The organism is Bartonella sp. AP21QHHD (genome assembly GCF_042196205.1).
In the GTDB taxonomy this organism is placed as follows: Bacteria; Pseudomonadota; Alphaproteobacteria; order Rhizobiales; family Rhizobiaceae; genus Bartonella.
The window spans coordinates 38,279-50,642 of record NZ_JBHIPT010000051.1 but is presented as its reverse complement, the minus strand read 5'-3'; the positions used below and the strand labels follow the sequence as shown (position 1 = coordinate 50,642).

Annotated in this window: 10 protein-coding genes; 7 read left to right on the top strand and 3 right to left on the bottom strand. The window is 35.4% G+C overall.

All coding sequences use genetic code 11. From position 1 onward, the window contains the following. Nucleotides 1-100: 100 nt before the first annotated feature. The 3 genes from ACFIMC_RS03585 to ACFIMC_RS03575 all read right to left on the bottom strand — a co-directional run bounded on the left by ACFIMC_RS03585 (nt 101) and on the right by ACFIMC_RS03575 (nt 4,221). Nucleotides 101-670 carry a DUF2059 domain-containing protein gene (locus ACFIMC_RS03585; RefSeq protein WP_375634725.1) on the bottom strand — a complete coding sequence of 190 codons (570 nt, stop codon included), beginning with the start codon at nt 668-670 and terminating at the stop codon, nt 101-103. Between the two features lie 78 nt (nt 671-748). Then, complete coding sequence (rpiA, locus tag ACFIMC_RS03580) at nt 749-1,480, bottom strand: ribose-5-phosphate isomerase RpiA (protein WP_375618356.1); 732 nt, start codon at nt 1,478-1,480, stop codon at nt 749-751. Between the two features lie 482 nt (nt 1,481-1,962). Continuing rightward, nucleotides 1,963-4,221: a ComEC/Rec2 family competence protein gene (locus ACFIMC_RS03575; RefSeq protein WP_375636877.1), complete on the bottom strand. Its 2,259-nt coding sequence runs from the start codon at nt 4,219-4,221 to the stop codon at nt 1,963-1,965. 111 nt (nt 4,222-4,332) lie between these two features. Between ACFIMC_RS03575 and gltX the strand changes: the two genes are divergently transcribed. The 7 genes from gltX to ACFIMC_RS03540 all read left to right on the top strand — a co-directional run bounded on the left by gltX (nt 4,333) and on the right by ACFIMC_RS03540 (nt 12,355). Continuing rightward, nucleotides 4,333-5,763: a glutamate--tRNA ligase gene (gltX, locus tag ACFIMC_RS03570; protein ID WP_375671957.1), complete on the top strand. Its 1,431-nt coding sequence runs from the start codon at nt 4,333-4,335 to the stop codon at nt 5,761-5,763. Nucleotides 5,764-6,024: 261 nt separating this feature from the next. Beyond that, the gene (gene gltA / locus ACFIMC_RS03565) at nt 6,025-7,320 is read left to right on the top strand and encodes a citrate synthase (RefSeq protein WP_375612136.1); all 1,296 of its coding nucleotides are present in this window, start codon (nt 6,025-6,027) and stop codon (nt 7,318-7,320) included. A 707-nt stretch (nt 7,321-8,027) separates the two neighbouring features. Continuing rightward, nucleotides 8,028-8,780: a transporter substrate-binding domain-containing protein gene (locus ACFIMC_RS03560; RefSeq protein WP_375612135.1), complete on the top strand. Its 753-nt coding sequence runs from the start codon at nt 8,028-8,030 to the stop codon at nt 8,778-8,780. A gap of 463 nt (nt 8,781-9,243) precedes the next feature. Continuing rightward, nucleotides 9,244-9,996, top strand: a complete 753-nt coding sequence (locus ACFIMC_RS03555; protein WP_375612134.1) for a transporter substrate-binding domain-containing protein — start codon at nt 9,244-9,246, stop codon at nt 9,994-9,996. 79 nt (nt 9,997-10,075) lie between these two features. Continuing rightward, nucleotides 10,076-10,798: an ABC transporter permease gene (locus tag ACFIMC_RS03550; RefSeq protein ID WP_375612133.1), complete on the top strand. Its 723-nt coding sequence runs from the start codon at nt 10,076-10,078 to the stop codon at nt 10,796-10,798. After that, a complete protein-coding gene (locus ACFIMC_RS03545) occupies nt 10,795-11,502 on the top strand; it encodes an ABC transporter permease (RefSeq protein WP_375681011.1) in 708 nt (235 codons plus the stop codon). The genes ACFIMC_RS03550 and ACFIMC_RS03545 overlap by 4 nt, the downstream gene beginning before the upstream one ends. 79 nt (nt 11,503-11,581) lie before the next feature. Beyond that, on the top strand, nt 11,582-12,355 hold the full coding sequence (locus ACFIMC_RS03540) for an amino acid ABC transporter ATP-binding protein (RefSeq protein WP_375612131.1): 774 nt from the start codon (nt 11,582-11,584) through the stop codon (nt 12,353-12,355). Nucleotides 12,356-12,364: the final 9 nt, after the last annotated feature.

Sequence of the window (12,364 nt, the reverse complement as noted above, 5' to 3'; positions counted from 1 at the left end):
TAAAAGGACTTATTCTCATTAAAACATTTAAAACGGCGGGAAAACCGCCGCTATTTTAAAAATCAGAAATTGCCCATTGGTTGTCATGATATCAATCAAGCTATTTTTTATTTCCTGAAGATTCTGATTTTATAGGCACATTTGTAGGCATCGTAGAATTATTCAAATTAAGTGTTTCAGACATCTCTTTTCTCACATTTTCTACAAGATCCTGCATAAAAGCAGTACGCCATATATCAAATGCTGAGTAAGAATCACGTGCGATATTGGGAACTTCTGTCAAAAACTTTTTACCGGTATCAGAATTATAAAATGTTGTTATTGCATCAAGCTCTTTTTGAGTAAAATATTTTGCATATACATGAGCAATCTCTTTTTCTAGATCAGAGCGCCTTTTAATTAAAGCAAGTGCGTGCTTATCAACAATATCAGAAATATCCGCTGCCAAGTTTGGATCATCCCTCATCAGTACAGTTTTAAGATCTTCTACCGCATTTGGTAAAAAACTATCAAACTGATCCGTTGCGTGAATGGCACTTATAGCTTTTCTAGCTGAATCTAAATGTTGATCGCTCACACCTTGTGCATAAGCCATTCCAATATTCACAACAAAAACGACAACTACACCCAAATATACGACAAAACGCTGAAAAGAAAATATTATTTTCATTTAATGATTACCCCGATCGCTAATTATAATTTTAATTCGTTATTCTACCTAAAATCTTTAAGACCCTTTTTTACTGTGCTAACATATCGTCATGAAACTGTCTTCTCTAAAATCAAAAGATTCTAAAATTTTTGTTTGACCATCAGCCATAGCGACAATTGCACGTGAAGCCAACCCCAAAAAAAGTCCATGCTCAACAACACCAGGAATAGCAAGAAGTGCATCCGATAATGGTTTTGGTTGCAAAATGCAGCCCCAAAATGCATCAAGAATAAAATGGCCACCATCTGTTTCAAAAGGATTTTTTCCATTCATTCGCAATGCAATTTTTCCAGAAAGCCCTAAATCATCAGCAACTTTTTCAATGGCTCTGCATGTTGTGTGGATACCAAATGGATTAACTTCAATTGGTAGTGCAAAAGCACCAAGTCTTTTTACCACCTTTGTTTCATCCGCAATGACAAGCATTGCACGAGATGCCGACGCTACAATTTTTTCATACAACAATGCTCCCCCTCCCCCTTTAATGAGCATCATCTCAGGACCAATTTCATCTGCTCCGTCAATATCAAGATCCAGCTCAGGTATTTGTTCTAAAGTGCTAACAGGCACTCCAAACTTATGACAGAGTTGTTCAGAATATTTTGAAGTAGCAACACCAGTCACCCGCAAACCATCCGCAACACGCTCACCTAGAAGACGAATAAATTCATTGACTGTCGAACCAGATCCGATTCCAAGCCGCATACCATCTTCCACAAACTCAAGCGCTTTAATAGCTGCCATTTTTTTTAACTGCTGAACATTCATGAATGACTTTGCCTTCTATCCGTATAAGCAGCATTTATCACCCCTATTACCACCGATAATAATGATAATAAAAGATAACCTCTTGACGCAATCTATTTAAATTGACCATCATCTTTTGCTTGAAGAGATGTTACTCGTTATAGAAATATATGATAAGAATAAAATAGAATAATCAACAATTATCTTTTTTATTTCTTTGAGAATATTTGTTAGCATTTTTCTCATTCAATAAGAATTTTTGATTTATTTTGTGCTATCAATAGGATGCACAAAAATGCACATATCAATTTTTTTGAAAAAATTAAAATGATCAGATATAAAAAATCATCTATTTCTAGAAAACTGTAGATTATTATCTCATTTCAATGACGTTGATAAACTTACCAATTTAAATACCGTAAAATATTATGAGAAAAGTCTTCTGTTATTTTTTGTTTTGTCATTATCCAAATGTGAAGCAAAATATGACTGATTATATGTTTTTATGAACGCTGTCTGTGCATATTCCATGGTCTATGAAACCCTAGCGAAGACCAAATAATATCTCCACCTTTGGTCATCATAACGCTTCCTCGTGATAACAATTGTTGAGGTATAAATATTGTTTTTGCCTTCTTGTAACAAGTTGGATTATGCATCACAAATGTCTGAATGAGAATATCTGCCTCTACACATTGACCTGTTTCTCTCTGTAAAACGATCACTTTTAATCCATTATCCAATAAAGATGTACATACATGATAATCACAAATAAATTGTCCGTGCAACGAAGGACCATATTTTGTTGGTTTAATCGTTTCCTTCACACGAAATGACTTTTTCCATATGGATGTCGTGAACTTAGAAATATAGTAACGATCAATATATAACTTTTTATCATGGATAACGCCCACGAGACGCATATTATCTGCTATAATCAGTTGTACAGGTGAATGCATTACACAAATAGAAATACCTGCCAAAATAAACAAACTAAAAAAGAGCCGGATGGGTGTTTTGCAAAAAGTCAGTCCAACCAAGCCTATACTCAATAAAACTAACGCTGATAACGGCATAAAACCAGGATTCAAATCAGGAGAAATAGCCTTGATAGCATGTGCAATCTTTATTACAAGATCAACTCCAAAACCCATAATTTGAAGAGGAAGCCATTCGAATCCTCCTAACATTGCAAGAACTGCGATTAATCCAAAGGGAATGACAAAAATTGAGATGACAGGCAAAGCAAAAGCATTACTGATAATGCTCAACGATGCCATATTAGAAAAATGATAAGCAGCATAAATTCCACTTGCACTCCCTGCAACAAAGGAAGAAGCACATGTTGAAAGCATCGATAAGAAAACAAAATTTATCACTCCTCCTCCAACATAAGAGGGAGTTGTTTTTCTTTTACGAAAAAATGACCTTCCACTCCACCAATCAAAAAAAGCGATCAAAGCAGCAGTCGCAGAAAAGGACATTTGAAAGCTAGGACCTAATATTTCATGGGGTGTCATCGCTAGAGTTATCAACCCTGCAATGGAAAAATTACGCATTGTTATAGCAGAGCGATTACACAATATAGCAACCAACATAACAGCAATCATCACAAAACTTCTTTGCGCTGATATTGCTAAGCCCGACAATAACAAATAAAAAGCTGTTATCATAAAAGCAACGATAGCAGCAAATTTTTTACTGGAATAATAGGAAGAAAAAACTGGAAAAAATGCTAAAAAACTACGGATACTCAAAAGAACTATGCAGCTTAACAACGCCATATGTAAACCTGATATTGATAAAATATGAGCTAATCCAGCTGTACGTAATGCTTCATTTGTCTCATTTGAAATACCAGCACGCTGCCCTGTTATGAGGGCAGCTGCAACACTCCCCTTTTCTCCTTCAAGGGCTATACGGATTCTTTGTGTCATCTTCGTGCGTAAATTTTCAATTTTCTGTAGAATGATAGCGAATATTCCATCAGGCTGCGAAACGGATATTTTTCTTGGTTTTCCTAAATAAACGCCTTGTGCTCCAATTCTTTTAAAATAATTATGAAAACTAAAATCGTAGCCTCCTGGACGCACCGGCCCAGAGAATGCACGAATCTTAACTTTTCCATGCAATCCATCACCAATCGCTAAGCCAGATGGCAAATATCTTGCCGATAAACGAACACGATGAAGACTATGGCGTAATACGGGATTTTCTGTATTCAAAATATCCAAAACTAAACGAAATCCTCCTTTGGCACCTGACTCAATAGAAACAATTCTTCCCGTCAATGTAGTGACAATGTCACTGCTTAGCATGGGTGTTGCAATACGCCACGTTTCTATTTTTGCCGCTAAAACACCCAATATAATACAAAACAGAAACCCCACGGGAATCCATATTTTTCGATAAAAACGTGCAACATAGAATATTCCCAGAAAAATACTGACCAACGCCCCCAATTGTCCCCAACTTGGTTCCCACTCTAAATGAAAATAGAAAATGATTCCTAGGGCAAAAAAGACTAAAATCAGCGAAAAAAGGATACCAAAAGAAACTTCTTTATTAATACAATCTTCTAACCATTTGCGAAAAAAAATGATTACTTCTTTTAAGAGTGTCAATAAAAAAAGTTTTTGTTGATTATAGCTACCGTTCTTTGCATCATCATACCTAGAAAAAACACTCTGCCCTATCTGACATGGCTTTTTTCTTTCTGTAACAGATTTTTCGGATAAACCCTCTTTACTTTTATAAAACATCAGTCCCCCACTTTAACTCGCAATACGGCTATTGCACGCCCCATCACTTATGCTAACATGACTTTTCTATAAAATTCCATAAGTAATATCTTAGTTTAAAGGAAAATATTCGTGTCTGTTATTACTCGTTTTGCCCCTTCACCCACTGGCTTCCTTCACATTGGTGGTGCTCGTACTGCTCTTTTTAATTGGCTTTATGCAAAACATACCGGTGGAAAAATGCTTTTACGAATTGAAGATACAGACCGAGAGCGTTCAACCGAAGCAGCTGTAAAAGCCATTATAGATGGCTTGCACTGGATGGGTCTTAGTTATGATGGCGCCCCTATTTCGCAATTCGAACGAGCAGAACGTCACCGCCAAATCGCTGAACAGTTGGTCAAGAATGGCAAAGCATATTATTGTTATGCTTCACCTGAGGAGTTAGCTGAAATGCGTGAAAAAGCCCGTTCAGAAGGGCGCCCACCACGTTATGATGGACGTTGGCGTGACCATGATAGTTCTGAAGCTCCTAAAGGTGTTAAGCCTGTTATTCGCATCAAAGCCCCTCAAGATGGAGAAACGATTGTACATGATCGTGTTCAAGGTGATGTCCGTTTTCCTAATAAAGATCTCGATGACTTCATTATTTTGCGTTCTGATGGTTCGCCTACCTATATGCATGCTGTTGTCGTTGATGATCATGATATGGGCATCACACATATTATACGTGGTGACGATCATCTTACCAACGCAGCCCGACAAACGATTATCTTTAAAGCAATGGGATGGGACATTCCTGTTATGGCCCATATTCCTCTTATCCATGGTGAAAACGGTGCAAAATTATCAAAGCGACATGGTGCGCTCGGTGTTGATGCCTACCGAACAATGGGATATCTTCCTGCTGCTTTGCGCAATTACCTTGTCCGTTTAGGTTGGAGTCATGGTGATGACGAACTGATGTCACTTAAAGATATGATTTCTTGGTTTGATATTGAGGATATTAACAAAGGTGCTGCTCGTTTTGATCTCAAAAAGCTCGATTCCATCAACGGACACTATATGCGTATGAGTAATGATCAAGAACTTTTTGATGCCGCTCTTAATATTCTACCAGAAACCGATAGGGGAGCACAAATTATTGAAAGACTTGATGAAAAACGCCGTGTTCAATTTTTAAAAGCAATCCCGCATTTGAAAGAACGTTCAAAAACACTGTGCGAACTGATTGACAATGCCTCCTTCATTTTTACGCAACGACCTTTACAACTTGATGAAAAAGCTCAAATGCTCTTAGATAAAAATGGACGAACCATTTTAAACGATCTTTATCTTGCTCTGAAAGCGTGCCCCTCTTGGGATACCAAAACTCTAGATGAAACACTTCGCTCTTTTGTCCAAACACAGAATCTCAAATTTGGATCTATCGCCCAACCACTTCGCGCAGCTCTTACAGGATGTGCAACATCACCAGGTGTTTTGGATATTCTTATTTTATTAGGACGCAATGAATCCCTTCATCGCATCAAGGACCAACTTATCACAACAATATGCCCATGATGTGCACTGAGTATATTTCCTCAAATAAGGATCTATACAGATATCTCAACGCGCCCTAAAAGAGTTTTTTATGTTATATCATTGAAATACATTTCTTATTGAGTAATAATGATCAATAAGGAAATATTTTTAGATTGCATGTACTCACTTTTAGAGGCAATCTACCCTTAAATAAGTAAGAAAAGCTTCAGTTATACATCCCCCACTCTGATGAAGCAGAGTCTTAATTTTTAGAAGTGAAGGATCTGAAAGGAATACCGAATGTCTGAGAATAACGCATATATTATTGTGAATGATAAAAAAGTAGAGCTTCCCTTGCGTAAAGGCACGAGTGGACCTGAAGTCATTGAAATTGCTTCTCTCTATAAAAAAACCGATATTTTTACTTATGATCCTGGTTTTACTTCAACAGCTTCTTGTGAATCAAAAATTACTTATATCGATGGTGATAAAGGCATATTGCTTTATCGTGGTTATCCTATTGATCAATTGGCTGAAAAAGGAGACTTTCTCGAAAGTTGTTATCTTTTACTTTATGGTGAACTCCCAACACAGCAAGAAAAAAATGAATTTGATCGATGTATTATGCAGCATACCATGGTCCACGAACAATTTGCACGCTTCTTCCATGGCTTCCGTCGTGATTCTCATCCTATGGCCGTCATGGTTGCCTGCCTTGGCGCTATGTCTGCGTTCTATCACGACTCTATTGATATTACAGATCCTCACCAGAGAATGATTGCTTCTGTTCGTCTTATCTCAAAAGTTCCAACGCTTGCTGCTATGGCCTATAAATACAGTATTGGACAAGCATTTGTTTATCCACGTAATGATCTTAGTTATGCTGCAAATTTCCTCCATATGTGTTTTGCTGTTCCTTGTGAAGAATATAAAACAAACCCTGTGCTTGCTCGGGCGATGGATCAAATATTTACCCTTCATGCAGATCATGAACAAAATGCTTCTACATCTACGGTACGTCTTGCTGGATCCTCAGGTGCTAATCCGTTTGCCTGTATTGCAGCAGGTGTTGCATGCCTTTGGGGACCAGCACATGGTGGTGCCAATGAAGCATGCCTAAAAATGCTACAAGAAATAGGTTCTATTAAAAGAATTCCTGAATTTATTGCACGTGCAAAAGATAAAAATGATCCTTTCCGCCTTATGGGCTTTGGGCACCGTGTCTATAAAAATTATGATCCACGTGCAAAAATCATGCAAAAAACCTGTCATAAAGTTTTAAAAGAACTCAACATTCAAGATGACCCTCTTCTTGATATTGCAATAGAGCTTGAAAGAATTGCCTTAAGTGATGAATATTTTATTGAGAAAAAGCTTTATCCCAATGTTGATTTCTATTCCGGCATTACATTAAAAGCTCTAGGTTTTCCAACTGAAATGTTTACTGTCCTTTTTGCATTGGCGCGCAGTGTCGGGTGGGTGGCACAATGGAAAGAAATGATTGAAGACCCTGCACAAAAAATTGGTCGTCCTCGACAACTCTACACAGGCTATGCTATGCGTGACTATGTTCCTATAGATGAACGTGCAAATTAAAAAAAGAAATCAATAAAGCTTCAATTTACTGAAGCTTTATTGAGAGTAATCAAAAAACATCCTTTAAAAATTTTTATAAAACGTGATTTTAAAACTCTTTCTACAGAGATAACATCATCATAAAAATTTACTAAAAAATTCTAAGTTTTAGCTCTGTAAAGAAATTGAGAATACTCTTCTGCAAATTAGCCAAACATTTAGCAAAAAGAAATTGAAAATTTTACCTTATAATCCTCATTATCTTTAATGGAAATGTATTCCCTATCATTCCCCCATGTTTAAAAGCCTTATTACATATTAAAATCTAGCAATGTCAGAATTTTTCTTTCTATCTTCTTCAGATAAAATTGCAAAAAGCTTACATTAAGTGCTTCTCTAATTAGAATAAAAACACTTTTACATTTTGTCCTGTTAAAAGCTGAAATTTTCTTTGTATTTAAGTTGATAGTTTTTCTTTTAAAGATAAATTATTGATTTTTAAATAAAATTATTAAAAATCACCCTATAACCAATAAGAGGTGACTTTCTTTCCTATATTTTTTATTCCCATACTTTATAAAAAGAAATTATTTTTTTGATAATGATATTCAGCATAATGATAGCAAAATGAACACAGATAAATTTTTTACATTGCTCCAAAAGAGCTTACAGATTATAAAAATTCATGATGGTTTCATATTTGCCAGCTTATCTAATAGGAGAACATAATGAAATTATTAGCAGGAGCTCTTATAATAAGCGCGACACTGTTTACCCTATCGGCCAATTCTCAAACGCTGAAAATTGCAAGCGATGCTTCTTATCCGCCATTTAGTTATATTGACTCAAATAACAAACTGCAAGGGTTTGATATTGATATATCTTATGCGCTTTGTAAAAAAATGAATGTTGAATGTACTATTGTCACACAAGACTTTGAGGGGATGATTCCCGGTCTTCTTGCCAAAAAATATGATGCTATCGTTTCTTCCCTTTCTCCTACAAAAGAGCGCTTACAAAAAATTGATTTTACAGATCCTTACTACAACACAGCACTCGCTGTTATCGTTACCAAAAATTCGGAAATTAAAGAAATCTCAACACAAGCCTTTAGAGGTAAAAACCTTGGTGTACAATCAAATACAACACAAGCTGCATATGCGGAAGATCATTATGCCTCTGAAGGAGTTAATATCAAACTTTATCCTACAGCAACAGAAGTTAATCGTGATCTTTTAAGCCATCGGCTTGATATCATCATCTTTGATAAATTAAAAGCATTAAATTGGCTTGAAAATGAAGGAAAAGACTGCTGTCTCCTCTTGGGAACTCTAGAAGAAACAAATTTTCCTATTGCAATTGCACTCCGTCAAAATAATAATGATCTTAAAAACAGTTTTAATAAAGCAATAGAAGAAATCCGCGCCGATGGAACCTATGAGAAAATTATGAGAAAATATTTTACTTTCGATATCAATTAGATAGTACTATGAATTAAAACTCAATCTGTATATTTAAGGGGTATCTTTAACTCTTTATTGAACATGCAGGTATAATTGGAAATTCGGCATTTTTATAAGAAAATTTACATTTATCAAAATAACTTTTAATTGCTCCTTGAGATCTAAACATTTTGTAGAATCTAATGACAACAATAAGGTTGTATTTTTACCGTATCAAAATCTAATTTTTTTATGTTCAAATTTAATAGCCTTATTTTCAAAAAAAATCCTCAGTTTTTACTCATGAAATGATTCAAATCAATCATTTCGTGAAAATTAAGCTATCATACAAGCAATAAGATATTTATTCTTTTTTATCAATAATGCCCAACATAATGATCTAAAATAAACATCAATAAATTTTTGAATTGCTCCCAAAAAGCTTACAGATTATAAAAACATAATGATTTCATATTGCCCGCTTATCCAATAGGAGAACATCATGAAACTATTAGCAGGAGCTCTTATAATAAGCGCCGCACTATTCACCCAATTGGCTGATGCGAAAACATTAAAAATTGCGAGTGAAGGCACCTATCCTCCCTTCAGTTATATTGACTCAAATAATAAATTGCAGGGACTTGATATTGATATATCTTATGCACTTTGTAAAAAAATGAATGTTGAGTGTACTATTGTTACACAAGACTTCGAGGGAATGATCCCTGGACTTATTGCAAAAAAATATGATGCTATCATTGCTTCCCTCTCTCTCACACAAGAGCGTTTACAAAAAATTGACTTTACAGATCCTTACTACGATACAGCACTGGCTGTTATTGTTACCAAAGCTTCGGGAATTAAAGAAATCTCGACAAAAGACTTTAGAGGTAAAAATCTTGGTGTGCAATCAAATACAACACAAGCTTTCTATGCAGAAGATCATTTTGCCTCTGAAGAGGTGAAAATAAAACTCTATCCTTCCACAATAGAAGTGAATCGTGATCTTTTAAATCATCGACTTGATGTGATCATTGTTGATAAATTACAAGCATTAAATTGGCTTAAAAATGAAGGAAAAGATTGTTGTCTCCTCTTGGGAACTCTAGAAGAAACAAGATTTCCTGTTGCAATTGCAGTCCGTCAAAATAATAATGATCTTAAAAATAAGTTCAATGAAGCTATAAAAGAAATCCGTTTGGATGGAACTTATGAAAAAATTATGAGAAAATATTTTACAAGTGATGTTTATTAAATATCAATATGATATTTTAATGAAACCCGTTGGTTATTGCTAAAAAATATTATCTAACTCTTTCATGAGGAATACAAGAATGATTGAAAATTTAGCATTGCTATCATTTAGCAATGGTGGATGGGGAGCAGTTATACTTTCCAGTGCAGGAATGACTTTGTCATTGGCATTATGTTGTGGACTTCTAGGATTTCCTCTAGGGCTTCTCAATGCAGTGATGATTCGATCCAATATTAAGATGGCCAAAGCTATGGCACGCCTTTTTTCAACGATATTTCGTGGGCTACCAGAGCTTTTAACTTTGTTTTTAGTTTACTACGGATTACAAAGCCTTATTCAAAATTTATTTGACTATTTTAGTTTTGAAATCATGTTCAGTATCAATGCTTTTGTTGCTGGTGTTCTTGCCCTTAGTATGGTTCTTGCAGCTTTTTCTTGTGAAGTTTGGCTTGGAGCATTTAATATTTTTGATAAAGGTCAATATGAAGCAGCTAAAGCTTTAGGACTTTCACGGTCAACCACATTTTTTCGTATTGTCTTCCCTCAGCTCATCCGAAATGCCTTGCCAGGACTTTCTAATAATTGGCTTACTTTACTGAAAGATACATCCCTTGTTTCTACCATCGCGCTTGTTGACCTCATGCGACAAACGAATCTAGCTGTCGCTGCTACCAATAAACCCATGCTATTTTATTTTGTAGCATGCTTACTCTATTTGTTATTTTCAGCGGTTTTTACTGCAATCTTACGCCATTTGGAAACATACACTCAAATAGGCTATAAAAAGGTGCTAAGTCAATGATTCCTGAGTGGCTTTATTTTCTTTTTAATCCTGATCTTTTAAGTTATTATGGACCCAAATTTATTAATGGCTTTATTGTTACTGTTGAACTTGTTTCTATTTCTTGTTCTCTAGGCCTTTTTCTTGGTATGATTATCGCTTTTGCACGTCTATCAGAGAATACATTTTTACAATATTTTGCAAATGCTTATGTCTATTTTTTCCGTGGCTCTCCTTTATTAGCTCAACTCTTTCTTTTTTATTATGGGCTTGGTTCAATGAACAGTTTTTGGCAACAAGTGGGGCTATGGTGGTTTTTTCAAAACGCGTGGTATTGTTGTCTTTTTATTTTTACACTCAATTCTGCTGCCTATCAATCTGAGATCTTTAAAGGAAGTTTTCTATCCGTAACAACTGGACAACGCGAAGCATCAAAAGCTTTAGGTTTAAGCAACTCTGTCACATTTTTTAGAGTTATTCTTCCACAAGCAATGATTGTAGCATTACGCCCCTTAGGAAATGAGTTGATTTTAATGATTAAATCCAGTGCTGTTGCCTCACTTATTACTGTTTATGATTTAATGGGGGTTGCTAAACTCGCTTATTCACGGACTTTCGATTTTCAAGTTTACGTTTGGGCTGCTCTTATCTATCTCTTTATCGTTGAACTCATTCATCGTTTTATTGTTTTTATCGAGCAGCGCCTCACTCGATATTTACGGTAAATAAAATGATCATAAAAAACAGTATCAAATCAAAATGTTGAATTAATCAAGTTCTTCATCAATGAAAGAATAAAATAAGATGAATTTGAAAAATAATAAATCGATCTCTCCCAGTAAAAACCCTGTGATCTCTATCCAAAATCTAAATAAATGGTATGGAAACTTTCAGGTCCTACATGATATCAACTTTAATGTTCAAGCTGGTGAACATATCGTTATTTGTGGACCATCCGGATCAGGAAAATCAACGTTAATTCGTTGTATTAATCAATTAGAACAAGCACAAAAAGGTTCAATCTGTATCCATAACGTTGATATCCATACTGCACCTATACAACAGCAAAAAAATGTTCTTCGTAAGATAGGAATGGTCTTTCAGAACTTTAATTTATTTCCCCACATGAGCGTTATACAAAATTGTATTTTAGCACCTATGACCGTTCAAGGGCTTTCCAAACAACAAGCACAAGAACGGGCAATTCGTTACTTAACGCATGTTGGTATTGAAAAACACTGTGAAAAATATCCTTTACAACTTTCTGGTGGGCAACAACAACGTGTTGCGATTGCCCGTGCACTTTGTATGGAACCCGAAGTCATGCTTTTTGATGAACCAACCTCTGCTCTTGATCCAGAAAGTGTGGGAGAAGTTTTGGAAGTGATGGCTCGATTAGCCGATACAGGGATCACAATGCTTTGTGTTACCCATGAAATGGGCTTCGCACGTAAAGTCTCAGAAAGAATACTCTTTCTAGAAAATGGAAAAATTGTTGAAGATGCAGCCTCTGAAGAATTTTTTACTAATCCTAAAAGCCAACGTGCTTGTAATTTTCTTGCTAAAATTAAATATTAATCATTAAAA